Here is a 16,601-nt window from a genome sequence, read left to right on the forward strand (position 1 = left end):
TCATGGCTAAGACGCAGACCCAGCGCCTAGGCATCTTCCTGGCCTTGGCCGTGGTGATGGCCGCAACCCGCATTCATCTCTCGCTGTTCCATCACGACGTGTGGGACGCCTCCTGGGGCATCTTCTTCCTGGCCGGCTTCTGGTTGCGCGGATCGGTGCGCTGGGCGTTGCCGCTGCTGCTGGTCGAGTCCGTGCTGATCGACTACCTGGTGATCAGCAACCAGGGCATCAGTTTCTGGGACCACTACTGCGTCTCGGCGGCTTACTGGTTCCTCGTTCCCGCCTATGCCAGCCTGTGGTTCGGCGGCAGCTGGCTGGCTGGCCGCAAGCTGGGCCTGAATGCGCAGAGCCTCGGCCTCACCGTGGCCGCCGTGCTGGTGAGCTGGCTGGCCTGCTACGTGATCTCCAACGGCAGCTACTACTGGCTGAGCAACACCGTGCCGCAGCCGCGCAGCATCGCGGCATGGTTCGAGAACATGTTCGACTGGTACGGCTTCTTCCTCGAAACCACGGCGCTGTATGTGGCGCTGGGCCTGGTGGTCCACGGCCTGGTGGTGCAGATGTCGCGCATGCTTGGCCATGCCGACTCGTCCAAGCTGTCGCGCTGATCGCATAGGAACGTCGCGATGGGTAACCGCCTCTCGAAGATCTACACCCGCACGGGCGACGACGGCAGCACCGGCCTGGGCGACGGTTCGCGCGTCGCCAAGGATTCGCTGCGTGTTTCGGCCTACGGCACGGTGGATGAACTCAACAGCACCATCGGCATGGTGCTGGCTTCCGATGGCGTGGGCGACGAGGTGCGCGAAACGCTGACCCAGGTGCAGCACGACCTGTTCGATCTCGGCGGGGAGCTGTGCATTCCTGGCATGGCGATGGTGCACGACGCCGACATCGAGCGCCTCGAACAGGTGCTCGACGGCTTCAACGATCCGCTGCCGCCGCTGAAGGATTTCATCCTGCCGGGCGGCGGCATGGCCGCGTCGTGCTGCCATCTGGCACGCACCGTATGCCGTCGCGCCGAGCGCGAGGTGATAGCGCTCGGCCGCGTGGAAGAAGTGCGACCGCAGGCGCAGCGTTATCTGAACCGCCTGTCCGACCTGCTGTTCGTGATCTCACGCGTGCTGGCCCGGGCCAGCGGCCACGGCGAAGTGCTGTGGCAGCACGAGCGCCGTCGCAAACCGCAGGCGTAACCCTCGATGCTGCGGCTCTATACCCACGCCAGCTGCCTGCAGCACGATCCCGGCCCCGCCCAACCCGAGTCGCCGGCGCGCCTGCGCGCCGTGCTGCAGGCGCTGGACCACGACCGCTTCGCCGCCATCGACCGGGTGGAAGCCCCGCGCGCCACCCGCGAGCAATTGCTGCGCGTGCATACGCCGGAACATGTCGAGCGCATCCTCGCCATCGCGCCGGACGAAGGCACGGTTCGCCTCGACGAAGACACCTTGATGTCGCCGGGCTCGGCCCAGGCCGCACTGCGCGCCGCCGGTGCAGTGGTCGCCGCCGTGGATGCCGTGCTCGGTGCCGACGGCGGCCAGGCGTTCTGCGCGGTGCGTCCGCCGGGACACCACGCCACGCCCGATCGCGCGATGGGCTTCTGCCTGTTCAACAATGTCGCCGTGGGCGCCGCCCACGCCATCGCCGAGCATGGCCTCAAGCGCGTGGCGATTGCCGATTTCGACGTCCACCACGGCAACGGCACGCAGGACATCTTCGCCCGCGAGCCGCGCGTGCTGTTCATCTCCAGCCATCAGATGCCGCTGTATCCGGAAACCGGCCGTGCCGACGAACGCGGCGTGGGCAATATCGTCAACGCCCCGCTGTCGCCCGGCGACGGTTCCTACGAATTCCGCGAACTGTGGGAAAGCACGCTGATCCCCAAGCTGCACGCGTTCAAGCCGCAGCTGCTGCTGATCTCGGCAGGCTTCGACGCCCACCGCAACGATCCGCTGGCCGACCTGCGGCTGGGCAGCGAGGATTACGCCTGGATCACCCAGCGCCTGGTCGACGTGGCCCGCGCCCATGCGCAGGGCCGCTTGGTATCGACGCTGGAGGGCGGCTACAACCTGCTCGCCCTGTCGACCAGCGCGGCGGCGCACGTGGGTGAGTTGCTCGAAGCCTGAGCCCGCAGGTCCCTGCGACCCGATTTCCGGGCGCTCATGCTGAATCCTTCTGCCGGCGTGCGCTGACCAACTGCCGCCGATGGGGCCTTTCTGCTAGTTTTACGAGCCTCCCAGCCGACAGACTGCCATCGTGACGCCCAAGCTGCCTTCGCGCCACCTGCCCCCTCGCCGCCTGCTGGCGGTCGCCGCTGCCCTTGCCCTGTTCGGCAGCCCGGTCGAGGCCCAGTCTGTTGCCGAGCCGCAGCCCGCGCCGAGCCAGCCCAATCCGCCCAAGCCCAGCGCGCCGCCGGCCGTCTCCAACTGCCCGCTGGGTGCGTACCGCTGCCCGACCCGGCCGGTGAACTACAACATGTGTCGTGCGAACGCGATGCTGTCGTTCTACGACCCGACCATGAGCAAGGACAGCTCGGTCCGCGACACTTCCAACACCTACGTCACCGCCCAGCGCGTGGACAGCTCCAACCAGAGCGTCTACCACCTGGAGGGCGACGTGAAGATGGATCGCGCCGACCAGCGCATACAGGCCGACGTCACCGACTACAACAACGACACCACCGACTACGACGCGCGCGGCAACGTGCGTTACCAGGAAGTCGGCCAGCTGGTCTCGTCCGATCACATGCGTGGCAACCAGGACGCCAGCACCAGTATCGCGGACAACGTCGCGTATCAAATGCTGACCAATCGCGGCAACGGTGTGGCCACCCAGGGCCAGACGCTGGATGACCAGCGCAGCCGCTATTTCAACGCGACCTATTCCACCTGCGACGTGGGCAACCACGTGTGGGAGATCCATGCCAAGGACATCCGCATGGACAAGGAAACCGGCGAGGGCGTGGCGCACGACGCCACCATGTACCTGTACAACGTGCCGTTCTTCTGGCTGCCCACGTTCACCTTCCCGATCAACGACGATCGCAAGACGGGCTTCCTGACGCCCACGATCGGCAACTCCAGCCGCTCGGGTTTCATGGTGAGCGCGCCGTACTACCTGAACCTGGCGCCGAACTACGACGCCACGCTCGATCCGCGCATCTATACGGATCGCGGCGTGATGCTGGCGAGCGAGTTCCGCTACCTGGTACCGGGAAGCACGGGACAGGTGAACGTCGAATTCCTGCCCAACGACCACGGCGCGAACGACCCCGACAGCACCGAGAACACCAAGGGCACCGACCGCTGGCTGCTGAAGCTTTACGACACCACGCATCTCTATGGACCGTGGTCGCTCAATGCGGGAATCAACCTGGCGTCGGACCGCAACTACCTGCGCGACTTCGGCAACGACTTCTATACGACCACGACCAGCCAGCTGGCGTCCTATACGTACATCAACGGTGCGGGCAGGTGGGGCAAGGCCTATTGGAATGCCAGCCTCGGCGCCGACTACTACCAGAACGCTGACTACTCGCTGCCCGACTCGGTGGTGCAGTACAAGCGCTGGCCGCGCGCGACGTTCAATGTCGACTACCCGCTCAATAACTGGCTGGACGTAGGCGCCAACACCGAAGCCGTCGCGTTCCGCAAGGAAGACTCCATCGAGGGCAATCGCCTCGATCTGTATCCCTATATCCAGGCCGACTTCCGTGGCGCAGCGTGGTTCGTGAAGCCCCGCGTGGCCTATCGCTATACGGGCTACGACCTCACCGGCAACTCCCAGCAATACGGTTACTACGGCCCGCTTGCTTCCGGCGAGACCTCGCCGTTCACCAACAACTCGCCCAGCCGTTCGCTGCCTATCGTCAGCGTGGACAGCGGCCTGGTGTTTGACCGCAGCACCTCGCTGTTCGGCACCAGCTACACGCAAACGCTCGAACCACGGCTGTATTACCTCTACGTGCCGTACCGCAACCAGAACAACCTGCCGCTGTTCGACACCAACCTGATGTCGTTCGACACCTGGGAGCTGTTCACGCCCAACACCTTCTCCGGTGCCGACCGCCAGGAGAATGCGAACAATCTCAGCGCCATGCTGACCACGCGATTGCTGGACGACAACGGCGTGGAGCGGTTGTCCGCGAGTTTCGGCCAGATCCGCTATCTGACGCAGCAGCGAGTGCAGATCCCAGGGAGCAACAGTACGGTCCCCGGACCGACCAACTGGTCGGGCTCCGACTACATCGTCGATCTCAGCACCCAGCTCAACGACGACTGGAAGCTGATGTCGCAGTACCAGTGGAATCCGGCCCTGAGTCTCACCGACCTGGGCGCCATCACGCTGCAGAAGCGCATCAAGAGCGACGGCATCCTCAACTTCTCGTACCGCTACCGCCGCAACCCCGGCAGCACGCTCGCCCAGAAAACCCCGCTGCTGGAACAATACGACGCTTCCATTGTCTATCCCGTCTCCGACCGCTGGCGCCTGATCGGCCACTGGACCTACTCGGTGCTGGACAAGAAGACCGTGGAGGCCCTGGCCGGCGTGGAGCACGACAGCTGCTGCGTGGCCCTGCGCCTGGTGGCACGCCACTACGTCAATACCTACGACACCACCACCGCACTGGGCTCGGCCAACACGGCGATCATGTTCGAAGTGGAGTTCAAGGGCATGGGTGGCTTCACCGGCCAGTCGGAAAACGCCATCCGCAATGGTATTCTTGGTTATCAATAACTTCCCTATCGCCCACGGCGATCGAAGGCCCCGGACTGATGAAGCAGCCCCTCGCGTTAATCCTGCTCGCGGTCGCCACCGCGACCGCCCTACCCGCTTATGCCCAGCTGCTGCCCCAGGCCGCAGGCCAGGGCAACCAGCCGCTCGACCGTATCGTGGCGGTGGTGGACGAGGGTGTGATCCTGCAGAGCGAGCTGAATGAGGCCGTCCGTTCGGTCCAGCAGCAGTACGCCAGCAATCCCGGCCAGTTGCCGCCGATCGACGTGCTCCGTCGCCAGGTGCTGGACCGTCTCATCCTGATGAAGCTGCAGGTGCAGCGCGCCGACGACCAGGGCATCCGCGTCTCCGATGCCGACGTCGACCAGGCCGTGAACGCCGTGGCCCAGCAGAACCACATGACGGCCGAGCAGCTCCGCGCCGCCGTGGAAGCCGACGGCAACAGCTTTGCTGCGTTCCGTCGCCAGCTGTCCGACCAGATCGTGGCCCAGCGCCTGCACGACAGCGTGGTTCGCGACCAGGTGAGCATCACCGACAGCGAAATCAACAACATGCTGGCCAGCCCCTCCTACAAGGCGGGCGAAGTGCATCTGGCGCACATCCAGGTGAGCCTGCCGGCCGGCGCCAGCGCCGCCGACATCAAGGCGGCCCAGGACAAGGCCACCCAGGCGATCGACGCGATCAAGGGCGGCATGGATTTCCACGCCGCGGCCATCCGCTACTCCGATGCGCAGGACGCCCTCGAGGGTGGCGACCTCGGCTGGCGCCGAATGGATGAGATTCCGCCTGCTTTCGCCGACGCCGTGGGCACCATGAAGCCCGGCGAAGTCAGCCCGGCCCTGCGCGGGCCGACCGGCTTCCACATCCTGAAGCTGGAGGAGCAGCGCGCCCCCAGCCGTCAGGTAGTGCAGGAATTCCATGCCCGCCAGATCCTCATCCGCCCCAGCGAACTGCTGACGCCGGAGCAGGCCCGCCAGAAGGCCGAGGACATCTACAACCGCATCGTCAACAAGCATGAGGACTTCGCCAAGCTGGCGAAGGAGAACTCCAAGGACGACACCACCGCCAACAATGGCGGCGACATGGGCTGGTTCATGCAGAACGACTGGGGCTCCACCATCGCCCAGCACCTGGGTGAGCTGAAGGACGACCAGATCGCGCCCCCGTTCCAGAGCGAAGCCGGCTGGCACATCCTGGAGCGCCTGGGCAGCCGCCAGAGCGACCGCACGGACGAACTGGAGCGCAACCAGGCCCGCCAGGCCATCGGCAACCGCAAGGCGGAGCAGGCTTACGACGACTACCTGCGCGACATGCGTTCCGGTGCCTACGTGAACATCCTGGTGCCCGAGCTGCGCGATCCCAACGAGCAGCAGCCGAGCCAGAAGTCGTCCTGAGGCCGCATTGAACACCCAGACCCTGCCCCGACTGGCCATCACCGCAGGTGAGCCAGCGGGGATCGGGCCCGAGCTCATCATCCGATTGGCCGCCACTCCGCTGGCGGCCAATTTCGTTGCGGTCACCGATCGCGCGCTGCTGCAGCGTGCCGCTCAGCGCTGCGGCCAGTCCATCGAACTGATCGACGACGACGGCAGCGATATTGCCCAGCGCACGCCCGGGCAATTGCGCGTGAAGCACATGCCACTCGGCACCACCGAGACCCCCGGCGCGCCCGATCCGGCCAATGCCAGGCACGTGCTCGCCACGCTCGCCGAGGCCGCCGATGGATGCATGCAGGGCCGTTACGCCGCCATCGTCACCGCGCCCCTGCAGAAATCCTCGATCAACGAGGCCGGCATCCCCTTCAGCGGCCACACGGAATTTTTTGCCGAGCGCGCGCAGGCCGACGTGGTGATGATGCTGGCCAGCCCCGAGCTGCGGGTGTCGCTGGCCACCACGCATCTGCCGCTAGCGGCCGTGCCGGCAGCGATCACGCGCGACACGCTGGTGCGCGTGCTGCGCATCGTGCATCGCGAGCTGCGGGAAAAATTCGCCCTGTCCGAACCGCGCATCGCGGTGCTTGGCCTCAATCCGCATGCAGGCGAAGGCGGTCATCTCGGTCGCGAAGAACTGGACACCATCATTCCCACGCTCGATGCGCTGCGCGCCGAGGGCATGCATCTGCTCGGTCCATTGCCCGCGGATACCGCCTTTGTGCCGGCGCTGCGCGAACGCTACGACGCGGTGCTGGCGATGTACCACGACCAGGCGCTGCCGGTACTGAAAAGCGAAGCGTTCGACCGCACGGTGAACCTCACCCTGGGCCTGCCCTTCATCCGCACCTCCGTCGACCACGGCACGGCGCTCGATCTCGCCGGCACCGGCCGCGCGGATCCGGCCAGCCTGATCGCAGCAACCACGATGGCGCTCGAGCTGGTCGCTCGACGCGCCATCGCGCAAGGACACCCATGAACGCCCGCCCCAAGAAAAGTTTCGGCCAGCACTTCCTGCACGAGAAGCGCTATATCGAGCGCATCGTCAGCGCGATCTCGCCGCGCGCGGATGATTTCGTGGTGGAGATCGGCCCGGGCGAAGGAGCACTGACGCTGCCGCTGCTCGCCGCCGCGGGCAAGCTCACCGCGATCGAGCTGGACACGGATCTGATTCCCGGCCTGCAGGCGCGCGCCGCCAGCGTGGGCGAGCTGAGCATCATCCATTCGGACGTGCTGAAAGTGGATTTCACCGCACTGGCGCATCGCCACGGCGTGGAGCGCCTGCGCGTGGCGGGCAACCTGCCGTATTACATCTCCAGCCCGATCCTGTTCCATTGCGTGGAGCACGCCAAGGCCATCCAGGACATGCACTTCATGCTGCAGAAGGAAGTGGTGGACCGCATGGCGGCGGAGCCCGGCAGCAAGGTCTATGGGCGACTGTCGGTGATGCTGCAGCTGGTCTGCCGCGTCGAGCCGCTGTTCGTGGTGCCGCCCGGCGCCTTCCGGCCGCCGCCGAAGGTGGACTCGGCCGTCGTGCGACTGGTGCCGCTGGGTCCCGACCAGCTGCCCGATGCCGATCCCGAACGCATTCACGCCATCGTGAAGGCCGCCTTCGCGCAGCGCCGCAAGACGCTGAGCAATGCGCTCAAGAACGTGATGGACAGCAGCGCGATCATGGCCGCCGATGTCGACCCCAAGGCCCGCGCCGAAACGCTGTCGCCTCAGGACTACGTTCGTCTCGCCCGCGTGCCGCAGGGCTGAGCAAACGCGGGCGCCGGCCCGCATCCGCAGATCAGGTGGCGCCCGCGGGCTTTACCCATGCGCCTCCACAACCCGTACAATCGGGCCATGAATGAAAGATCTTCCTACACGATCGACGTGCAGGTCGAACCCCGCTTTGTCCCCGACCAATCCCGTCCCGGCGACAACCGCTATGTTTTCGCCTACACGATCACGCTGCACAACGCTGGCGACATGCCCGCGCGCCTGTTGACGCGTCACTGGATCATCACCGACGCCAACGGCAAGATCGAAGAAGTCAGCGGCGAAGGCGTGGTCGGCGAGCAGCCGTGGATTCGCCCGGGCGACGAATACGAGTACACCTCGGGCGCGGTGCTGGAGACCTCGGTGGGCGTCATGCAGGGCAGCTACCAGATGGTGGCCGACGACGGCACCGAATTCGAAGCCGCGATCCCGCCGTTCACTCTGTCGATTCCGCGTACCCTGCACTGATGGCTACGTACGCAATCGGTGATGTGCAGGGCTGCCTTCCCGAACTTCAACGCCTGCTCGACAAGATCCGCTTCGATCCCGCCGCCGACCGGCTGTGGTTTTGCGGCGACCTGGTCAATCGTGGCGGGCAGTCGCTGCAAACGCTGCGGCTGATCCACGGCCTGCGCGAGCAATCCATCGTCACGCTGGGCAACCACGACCTGAGCCTGCTCGCCATCGCGCAGCGACGACCCGAAGCGCAGTCCAAGGTGAATCCCGAGCTGCGCGAAGTGCTGTTCGCGGATGACGCGCCCGTGCTGATGGAATGGCTGCGTTCGCAGAAACTGCTGCATCACGACGAACAGCTCAACTGGACCATGGTCCACGCGGGCCTCGCGCCGATGTGGACGCTGCGCCAGGCGCAGCGCTCGGCACAGGAAGTCGAGCGCGAGCTCGGCGGTCCGCGCCATCCGCGGCTACTGAAGAACCTGTTCGGCAATCGCCCCGCGGCGTGGAACAGCCGCCTGCAGGGGATCGAACGCATGCGCGCCTCCATCAACACGCTCACGCGCATGCGCTACTGCGATATCCAGGGCCGCATCGATTTCGAGAGCAAGGGCATCCCGGGCACGCAGAAACCCGGCATGTATCCCTGGTTCGAAGTACCCGGCATGCGCCGGCGCGAGACGCGCATCGTCTGCGGCCACTGGTCGGCGCTGGGTCGCTTCGCCGGTATCGGCATCCACGCCATCGATACCGGTTGCGTCTGGGGCGGCCAGCTCACGGCGCTGCGCCTGGATACGGAAGAGCTGCAGTACATCGCGGTGGATGCGGAGCCTTATCGGAAGAAGATTCCTGGCGGCGATTGAGCTGTAGGAGCGCACCCTGTGCGCGACCGCGGCGTCGCAACGGTTTCGCTCCGTAGGTTGTCGCGCACAGGGTGCGCTCCTACAGAAAAGAAAATCCAGGCCAAAAAAAAACCCCGCCTCGGCGGGGTTTTTTCTTGTCAGCTGAGCTGACCGTGGCAGTGCTTGTACTTCTTGCCGGAACCGCACGGACACGGGTCGTTGCGACCGACACGCGGACCGTCCTGCTGCGCGCCCGCCGGTGCGGACATGCTGCCGGCAGCCACTGCTTCGGCATCGGCACCGAGTGCCGCTACCGGAGCGCCGCCACCGCTCGCCAGCATCTGTCGCTGCAGGCGCTCGGCCATGCGCTGCTGTTCGGCTTCCATCGCGGCGACTTCTTCCTCGCTGCGCACGCGCACGCGCGCCAGCATCTGCACCACTTCGGTCTTGATGCGATCGAGCATGCTGGAGAACAATTCGAACGATTCGCGCTTGAACTCCTGCTTGGGCTGCTTCTGCGCATAGCCGCGCAGATAGATGCCCTGGCGCAGGTAATCCATGCTCGCCAGGTGTTCCTTCCAGGCGTTGTCCACCACGCTGAGCATGATGTGCTTCTCGAGCTGGCGCATGGTGTCGGCGCCCATCTGCTGTTCCTTCGCCTTGAACAGCTGCTCGACCGCCTGGCGCACGTGCTCGAGGATCATCTTGTCGTCGATCTCGTGCTGCTGCTCGATCCATGCCTGCAGGTCGAGCGACAGGCCGAATTCGCTTTCCAGCTCGCGGTCCAGGCCGGCGATATCCCACTGGTCGTCGATGCTGTCGGCCGGCACGTGACGATGCACCACATCGCTCACCACGTCATCGCGAATGTCGGCAATGGTCTCGGACACATCGTCCACCACCAGCAACTCGTCGCGCTGGCTGTAGATCACCTTGCGCTGGTCGTTGGCGACGTCGTCGAATTCGAGCAGGTGCTTGCGGATGTCGAAGTTGTGCTGCTCGACCTTGCGCTGCGCCTTTTCGATCTGGCGGCTGACCATGCGGTCTTCCAGCGCGTCTTCTTCCTTCATGCCGAACATGCGCATCCAGCGACCGACCCAGTCGCCCGCAAAGATGCGCAGCAGGTTGTCTTCCAGCGACAGGTAGAAGCGCGAGGAGCCCGGGTCGCCCTGGCGGCCCGAACGGCCGCGCAGCTGGTTGTCGATACGGCGCGACTCGTGGCGTTCGGTGCCCACGATATGCAGGCCGCCAGCGGCGAGCACCATCTCGTGGCGCTTCTTCCACTCGGCCTTGGCCTTGGTGCGGTCGGCGTCGCTGGCGTCTTCCGGCAGCAGCGCAAGCGCCGCTTCCAGGCTGCCGCCCAGCACGATGTCGGTACCGCGACCGGCCATGTTGGTGGCGATGGTGACCGAACCGGGCGCACCGGCCTGCGCCACGATGTGCGCTTCGCGCTCATGCTGCTTGGCGTTGAGCACCTCGTGCGCGATCTTTTCCTTGCGCAGCAGGTCCGACAGCAACTCGGACACTTCGATCGAGGTGGTACCCACCAGCACCGGCTGGCCGCGCTTGTGGCAATCCTTGATGTCCTCGATCACGGCGCGGTACTTCGCCTGCTGGACGAGGAACACCATGTCGGCGTTGTCCTGGCGGATCATCGGCTTGTGGGTGGGAATCACCACCACTTCCAGGCCGTAGATCTGCTGGAATTCGTAGGCTTCCGTATCGGCCGTACCGGTCATGCCGGCCAGCTTCTTGTACATGCGGAACAGGTTCTGGAAGGTGATCGTGGCGAGCGTCTGGTTCTCGCGCTGGATCGGCACGCCTTCCTTCGCTTCCACCGCCTGATGCAAACCGTCGGACCAGCGACGGCCCGCCAGCGTACGGCCGGTGAACTCGTCTACGATGATCACTTCGCCGTCGCGCACGATGTAGTCGACGTCGCGGTGATAGATCGCGTTGGCGCGCAGCGCGGCATTCAAGTGATGCACGACGGCCAGATTCTTGGAGTCGTACAGGCCGCTGTCGGCATCGATCACACCGGCCTGGCGCAGCAGTTCGTCCGCATGCGACATGCCCTCTTCGGACAGGTGCACCTGCTTCTGCTTCTCGTCGACGAAGTAATCGCCGGCGGTGTCTTCCTTCTCCTGACGGATCATCTTCGGCACGATCTTGTTCACCGCCAGGTACAGCTGCGGCGAATCCTCAGCGGGACCGGAGATGATCAGCGGCGTGCGCGCTTCGTCGATCAGGATGGAGTCCACTTCGTCGACGATGGCGTAATGCAGGCCGCGCTGGTAGCGCTGGTCCTTGCTGAGCGCCATGTTGTCGCGCAGGTAGTCGAAGCCGAATTCGTTGTTGGTGCCGTAGGTGATGTCGGCCGAATAAGCCACATGCTTGTCGGAGTGATCCATGCCCGGCCAGACCACACCGGTGCTCAGGCCGAGGAAGCCATACAGCTTGCCCATCTGTGCCGAGTCGCGGCGGGCCAGGTAATCGTTCACGGTGACGACGTGCACGCCCTTGCCTTCCAGGGCGTTGAGGTACACCGGCAACGTACCGACCAGGGTCTTGCCTTCGCCCGTGCGCATTTCGGCGATACGGCCCGAATGCAGCACCATGCCACCGATCAGCTGCACGTCGTAGTGGCGCATGCCGAGCACGCGCTTGGCGCCCTCGCGCACGACGGCGAACGCCTCCGGCAGCAGCTTGTCCAGCGACTCGCCTCCGGCGACACGCTGCTTGAACTCCTCGGTCTTGGCGCGCAGCGCCTCGTCGCTCAGCTTCTCGAACTCGGGTTCCAGCGCATTGATGCGCGCGACATTCTTGGAGAGCTGGCGCAGCACGCGTTCGTTGCGGCTACCGAAAAGGCTCGTCAGGGCACGATTGAGCATCGATCTTCCGGATCTAAGATTCATGAACCGCCCGCCCGGAAAATCCAGGCAGGACGAAAGGATTGATGATACTAGGGTCGGCGGGCTATCCCAAACGCCGTGCCCATCGCGCTCATGCGCCGGCACCGCGACAGACGGCACCCCTCAGGGTGCACTGCCACAGACTCCCCCATCATCGTCCCGCTGAAGGAGTGGCGGCACGCCGAAAGGCTTTCAAGGGCGCCGCGGCCGGGCGCTCAGCGATGGTTCTTCACGAAAGCCAGCGGATTGACCACGCGGCCCTTGTACCAAACCTCGAAATGCACGTGGGAACCTGTAGAGCGGCCGGTCGAGCCCGCCTCGGAGACCACATCGCCGACGTGCACGCGCTGACCGGGGGTGACGTCCAGCCGGCTGTTGTGGGCGTAGCGGGTCATGTAGCCATTGCCATGGTCGATCTCGATGACCTCGCCGTAGCCCGTGCGATCACCCGCGTAAGTGACCATGCCCTCGGCCACGGCATGCACCGGCGTACCCTTGGGCGCGGAGATGTCCAGACCGGTGTGATACGCGCTATGCCCGCTGAACGGGTCCGGGCGGCCACCGAAATACGAGGAAATATAGCCTTCGACCGGCATCCCGGTGGGCTTGAGATTGGATTCGATCTTTGCATCCAACAACAGGCTCTGCAGCGCGGAAAGCTGCGCCTGCTGGCTGTCGAACTGGCTGGCCAGCTGGTTGATGCTGCTATCGAGGTTCAGCGGGAGGGAGTAGCCGCTGTCGGTCGAGTCTTCCACACCGCCCACGGCCGGCTGTTCGTCGAAGTTGAATTCGCCATCGTCCAGCTTGCCGACCTGGGTCAGGCGCTCGCCAAGGGCATTCAAACGGGTGGACTGCGCCTGCAGCTGGCCCAGCTTGACCGCCAAGGCGTCGATATCGCGCTGGGCGTCCTTGCGCACGCCGGCAAGTTGCTCGTTCTGCTGCTGCACCTGTTGGCGCAGGCGGCGAATTTCCGACAGCGCCCGGTCGTGCGGACTGGACACCACCATGGCGACCGCACCGCCCAGTCCCGCACACGCCAGGATGGCCGCCGCTGCCGCGCCGAACAGGCGTAAGCGCAGGCGCCGATCGGCGAGATTCCAGGTTTTCGGCACCTTTTTGGTGCGGGACACAAGTATGATTTGCATGTTGTTTACGTCAGAAGATGTCGGCACCCATGCAGCGCGATGACCGTAAGCCCTATCGCCGCTCCGGTTCCGGCCTCACGGCCATTACCGAATTCGGCCCCATTGCCTCACTGGCCCGGAAAGCCCGTGAGCTGGATGCTTTGGATCGCGCACTGCGCCAGACGTTACCGTCACCACTCCGCGAACAGGTTCGCTTTGCCAACCTGAAAGACGGACGCCTCGTTTTTCTGGCTCCCTCGCCGGCTCTGGCCGCCAGGCTGCGCCTTCTCCAGACGCAAATCCTCTCGACCGCACGTGCGGTAGGCACGTACGCCAGTTCAGTTACCGTGAAAGTGGCCCCCCAACCACCGACAGAAATCGTGCCGGATCGGTCAAAACCGCTTTCGCCAGCCGCCGCCTCTCACCTGAGAGCCGCCGCGGCCTCAACCACAGACCCCGAATTACGGGAACTGTTCCTTGAGCTGGCGTCCATCGCCGAAATTTCTGATTCCTGATCCGACCCCATCCACTGACGCTGGGCTCCGGGTTACCGCATTGACGATCTTCCCTGACACCGGCCCTTCGGTCGGCGCTGACGGGTTTATACCATGCCCCCACGGACCTGATAGACCACAATGTCATCAGAGCGTGAACAGCTGCCAGTGGAAAGCGCTAGATGTATCACAAAAAGAAAAGCCGCGTCTTTAGGACGCGGCTCAATTCTTTGTTCAGGTTTGTCGAGGACTTACGACCGCCGGGCGATCAGATCGCCTGTGCCGGGTGGGCGTAGGAGATCGGCGAGGTGGCCGGATCGTCCGCGAAGCTGACCTCTTCCCAGGCCGAGGCATCGGCCATCAGGGTGCGCAGGAGCTTGTTGTTGAGCTCGTGGCCCGACTTGTGGGCGTAGTAGGCACCGACCAGGCTGTGGCCGAGCAGGTACAGGTCGCCGATCGCATCGAGGATCTTGTGCTTGACGAACTCGTCCTCGTAGCGGAGGCCGTCTTCGTTGAGCACGCGGTAGTCGTCGAGCACCACGGCGTTGTCCATCGAACCGCCCAGCGCGAGGTTGTGTTCGCGCAGCATTTCGATGTCACGCATGAAACCGAAGGTGCGAGCGCGGCTCACTTCCTTCACGAATGAGGTGGTGGAGAAATCGATTTCGGCGCGCGAGGTGCGCTTGCTGATGATCGGGTGGTTGAACTCGATCGAGAAACCGACCTTGAAGCCTTCGAACGGCTCAAAGCTCGCCCACTTGTCGCCATCCTGCACCTTGATCGGCTTCTTGATGCGAATGAAGCGCTTGGCGACGTTCTGCTCTTCGATGCCGGCCGACTGCAGCAGGAATACGAAGGGACCGGCGCTGCCGTCCATGATCGGCACTTCCGGCGCGGAAAGGTCCACATAGGCGTTGTCGATGCCCAGACCGGCCATGGCAGAGAGCAGATGTTCCACGGTGGAAACACGCACATCGCCGTTGACCAGGGTGGTCGACAGGCGGGTATCGCCGACATTGTCGGGACGTGCGTAGATTTCGACCGGCGGATTGAGATCGGTACGGCGGAACACGATGCCCGTATTCGGGGCAGCGGGGCGAAGCGTCATGTACACCTTGTCGCCGGTATGCAGACCGACGCCGGTGGCGCGAATGATGTTCTTGAGCGTACGCTGCTTGATCATTTTTTTGGTACCTGTAAGGGGCAGCAGCCAAATTAGGGTACGGATGCTAACACAGTCTTAACCTGTGAAAAGGCGATCCGCGCCACACACACTGTTCACCCTTTCATGCTCCTTTCATTCATGAATGCAAACCATTCATGGGGTGATCAGCATTTTCCCAAGTACTTTCAATGATTTAACTGAAGCGCAACGCCCCGGACCGGGACGGGATCCGGTCTCGGGGCGTCGGACCGGGCCAGAAAATCATTTCCTGGCCGGTCATGCCCATCCATGAGGCATGGCCCTACATCTTCAAGAACGAGCACCGGCACGGCGTCAGTTAAACCACCGACCGCCCCTGGGGGCGGAGAGCGGACTCGAACATGGGTTCCGTCAGGACGGTTCCCAAGCGCGATTCGTTACTGACAAGTGAAACCGGCGATTTGTTCAATTTTTCTTCAAATTATTTGCCCAGTCAGTTTGTTCAGTCCGCCTGGCGGCGCAGGAACGCCGGGATGTCGAGGTAATCGAAGCTCGGATCGGCGCTCTTGGCCGGGCCACCGGTGTCGACGCGGCTGCTGGTGGTGACTTCCGGCTGGGCGTAGTCGACCACTTCGTTGCCGGTGCCGGTACGCAGCACCACCGGACGCGGACGCTGACGCATCTCCACGTGCTGGGCGACCATCGGACGCTGCGGCTGGCGGAGGTCGGACGCGCGGTTGAGGCCGGTGGCCACCACCGTGACGCGCACGTCGTCCTGCATTTCCGGATCGAGCGAGGTACCCATCACCACCGTGGCGTCTTCGCTGGCGAAGTCGTGGATGATGCGGCCGATCTCGTCGAATTCGCGCATGGTCAGGTTCGGACCGGCGGTGACGTTGACCAGGATGCCGCAGGCGCCGTTGAGATTGACGTCTTCCAGCAGCGGGTTGTTGATCGCGGCCTCGGCAGCGGCCTGGGCGCGGTCGTCGCCACGGGCGGTGCCCGAACCCATCATCGCCATGCCCATTTCGGACATCACCGTGCGCACGTCGGCAAAGTCGACGTTGATCAGGCCCGGGGCGGTGATCAGGTCGGCAATGCCCTGCACGGCGCCGAGCAGCACGTCGTTGGCGGCCTTGAACGCATTAAGAAGCGTCACTTCTCGACCGAGCACCGACAGCAGCTTCTCGTTCGGCACCGTGATCAGCGAATCGACGTGCTGCGACAGGTCTTCGATGCCCTTGGCGGCGACCTGCATGCGGCGGCGACCTTCGAACGGGAACGGCTTGGTGACCACCGCGACCGTCAGGATGCCCTTTTCCTTGGCGAGCTGGGCCACCACCGGGGCTGCGCCCGTGCCGGTACCGCCGCCCATGCCGGCGGTGATGAAGACCATGTCCGCGCCTTCGAGCATTTCCTCGATGCGCTCGCGGTCTTCCAGTGCGGCCTGACGGCCCACTTCCGGGTTGGCGCCGGCACCCAGACCCTTGGTGACGTTGGCGCCGAGCTGCAGGTGCGTGCGCGAGCCGCAGCTCTTCATGGCCTGCGAATCGGTATTGGCGACGACGAACTCGACGCCTTCGATGTTTGCATTGAGCATGTGTGCCACGGCATTGCCGCCGCCGCCGCCCACGCCGATGACCTTGATTACTGCATTGGGTGCGAGTTTTTCGATGAGTTCAAACATTTCCCGTCCTCCGTAGAGCA

14 protein-coding genes are annotated in these 16,601 nt (G+C 64.5%); 10 read left to right on the forward strand and 4 right to left on the reverse strand.

From position 1 onward, the window contains the following. Nucleotides 1–2: 2 nt before the first annotated feature. The 9 genes from ISP20_RS16235 to ISP20_RS16275 all read left to right on the forward strand — a co-directional run bounded on the left by ISP20_RS16235 (nt 3) and on the right by ISP20_RS16275 (nt 9,241). Entirely contained in the window at nt 3–608 is a 606-nt protein-coding gene (locus ISP20_RS16235) for a hypothetical protein (protein WP_204637149.1), read from the forward strand. Between the two features lie 18 nt (nt 609–626). Beyond that, a complete protein-coding gene (locus tag ISP20_RS16240) occupies nt 627–1,193 on the forward strand; it encodes a cob(I)yrinic acid a,c-diamide adenosyltransferase (RefSeq protein ID WP_204637150.1) in 567 nt (188 codons plus the stop codon). 6 nt (nt 1,194–1,199) lie between these two features. Continuing rightward, nucleotides 1,200–2,123, forward strand: coding sequence for a histone deacetylase family protein (locus ISP20_RS16245; protein WP_204637151.1), 924 nt, complete (start codon nt 1,200–1,202; stop codon nt 2,121–2,123). A 130-nt stretch (nt 2,124–2,253) separates the two neighbouring features. Beyond that, complete coding sequence (locus ISP20_RS16250) at nt 2,254–4,734, forward strand: LPS assembly protein LptD (protein WP_204637152.1); 2,481 nt, start codon at nt 2,254–2,256, stop codon at nt 4,732–4,734. 38 nt (nt 4,735–4,772) lie between these two features. Further along, nucleotides 4,773–6,125, forward strand: coding sequence for a peptidylprolyl isomerase (locus tag ISP20_RS16255; RefSeq protein ID WP_204637153.1), 1,353 nt, complete (start codon nt 4,773–4,775; stop codon nt 6,123–6,125). 7 nt (nt 6,126–6,132) lie between these two features. After that, nucleotides 6,133–7,140 (forward strand): 4-hydroxythreonine-4-phosphate dehydrogenase PdxA, encoded by a 1,008-nt coding sequence (gene pdxA, locus ISP20_RS16260; RefSeq protein WP_204637154.1) that lies wholly within the window; start codon nt 6,133–6,135, stop codon nt 7,138–7,140. Then, a complete protein-coding gene (gene rsmA / locus ISP20_RS16265) occupies nt 7,137–7,922 on the forward strand; it encodes a 16S rRNA (adenine(1518)-N(6)/adenine(1519)-N(6))-dimethyltransferase RsmA (protein ID WP_204637155.1) in 786 nt (261 codons plus the stop codon). The genes pdxA and rsmA overlap by 4 nt, the downstream gene beginning before the upstream one ends. A gap of 87 nt (nt 7,923–8,009) precedes the next feature. Beyond that, nucleotides 8,010–8,393 (forward strand): Co2+/Mg2+ efflux protein ApaG, encoded by a 384-nt coding sequence (gene apaG, locus ISP20_RS16270; protein WP_204637156.1) that lies wholly within the window; start codon nt 8,010–8,012, stop codon nt 8,391–8,393. Then, nucleotides 8,393–9,241 (forward strand): symmetrical bis(5'-nucleosyl)-tetraphosphatase, encoded by an 849-nt coding sequence (locus tag ISP20_RS16275; RefSeq protein ID WP_204637157.1) that lies wholly within the window; start codon nt 8,393–8,395, stop codon nt 9,239–9,241. The genes apaG and ISP20_RS16275 overlap by 1 nt, the downstream gene beginning before the upstream one ends. Nucleotides 9,242–9,378: 137 nt before the next feature. Here ISP20_RS16275 and secA read toward each other — a convergent pair whose 3' ends face one another. Beyond that, nucleotides 9,379–12,111, reverse strand: coding sequence for a preprotein translocase subunit SecA (gene secA, locus ISP20_RS16280; protein WP_204637158.1), 2,733 nt, complete (start codon nt 12,109–12,111; stop codon nt 9,379–9,381). Between the two features lie 236 nt (nt 12,112–12,347). Next, nucleotides 12,348–13,277: a M23 family metallopeptidase gene (locus ISP20_RS16285; RefSeq protein ID WP_204637159.1), complete on the reverse strand. Its 930-nt coding sequence runs from the start codon at nt 13,275–13,277 to the stop codon at nt 12,348–12,350. A gap of 29 nt (nt 13,278–13,306) precedes the next feature. Between ISP20_RS16285 and ISP20_RS16290 the strand changes: the two genes are divergently transcribed. Continuing rightward, complete coding sequence (locus ISP20_RS16290) at nt 13,307–13,771, forward strand: DciA family protein (protein ID WP_204637160.1); 465 nt, start codon at nt 13,307–13,309, stop codon at nt 13,769–13,771. Between the two features lie 247 nt (nt 13,772–14,018). Here ISP20_RS16290 and lpxC read toward each other — a convergent pair whose 3' ends face one another. Further along, on the reverse strand, nt 14,019–14,933 hold the full coding sequence (lpxC, locus tag ISP20_RS16295) for a UDP-3-O-acyl-N-acetylglucosamine deacetylase (protein WP_204637161.1): 915 nt from the start codon (nt 14,931–14,933) through the stop codon (nt 14,019–14,021). 463 nt (nt 14,934–15,396) lie between these two features. Continuing rightward, nucleotides 15,397–16,581: a cell division protein FtsZ gene (gene ftsZ, locus ISP20_RS16300; protein WP_204637162.1), complete on the reverse strand. Its 1,185-nt coding sequence runs from the start codon at nt 16,579–16,581 to the stop codon at nt 15,397–15,399. Nucleotides 16,582–16,601 lie beyond the last annotated feature (20 nt).

Origin of the sequence: Dyella kyungheensis, from assembly GCF_016905005.1 — a bacterium.
Lineage (GTDB): Bacteria > Pseudomonadota > Gammaproteobacteria > Xanthomonadales > Rhodanobacteraceae > Dyella > Dyella kyungheensis.

What these genes read in the sequence shown, in the direction of transcription:
- ISP20_RS16245 (WP_204637151.1), top strand. Translation starts at nt 1,200, where the DNA reads ATGCTGCGGCTCTATACCCACGCCAGCTGCCTGCAGCACGATCCCGGC.
- rsmA (WP_204637155.1), top strand. Translation starts at nt 7,137, where the DNA reads ATGAACGCCCGCCCCAAGAAAAGTTTCGGCCAGCACTTCCTGCACGAG.
- ISP20_RS16290 (WP_204637160.1), top strand. Translation starts at nt 13,307, where the DNA reads ATGCAGCGCGATGACCGTAAGCCCTATCGCCGCTCCGGTTCCGGCCTC.
- ftsZ (WP_204637162.1), bottom strand. Translation starts at nt 16,581, where the DNA reads ATGTTTGAACTCATCGAAAAACTCGCACCCAATGCAGTAATCAAGGTC.
- ISP20_RS16235 (WP_204637149.1), top strand. Translation starts at nt 3, where the DNA reads ATGGCTAAGACGCAGACCCAGCGCCTAGGCATCTTCCTGGCCTTGGCC.
- apaG (WP_204637156.1), top strand. Translation starts at nt 8,010, where the DNA reads ATGAATGAAAGATCTTCCTACACGATCGACGTGCAGGTCGAACCCCGC.
- lpxC (WP_204637161.1), bottom strand. Translation starts at nt 14,933, where the DNA reads ATGATCAAGCAGCGTACGCTCAAGAACATCATTCGCGCCACCGGCGTC.
- ISP20_RS16240 (WP_204637150.1), top strand. Translation starts at nt 627, where the DNA reads ATGGGTAACCGCCTCTCGAAGATCTACACCCGCACGGGCGACGACGGC.
- ISP20_RS16285 (WP_204637159.1), bottom strand. Translation starts at nt 13,277, where the DNA reads ATGCAAATCATACTTGTGTCCCGCACCAAAAAGGTGCCGAAAACCTGG.
- ISP20_RS16255 (WP_204637153.1), top strand. Translation starts at nt 4,773, where the DNA reads ATGAAGCAGCCCCTCGCGTTAATCCTGCTCGCGGTCGCCACCGCGACC.
- ISP20_RS16275 (WP_204637157.1), top strand. Translation starts at nt 8,393, where the DNA reads ATGGCTACGTACGCAATCGGTGATGTGCAGGGCTGCCTTCCCGAACTT.
- secA (WP_204637158.1), bottom strand. Translation starts at nt 12,111, where the DNA reads ATGCTCAATCGTGCCCTGACGAGCCTTTTCGGTAGCCGCAACGAACGC.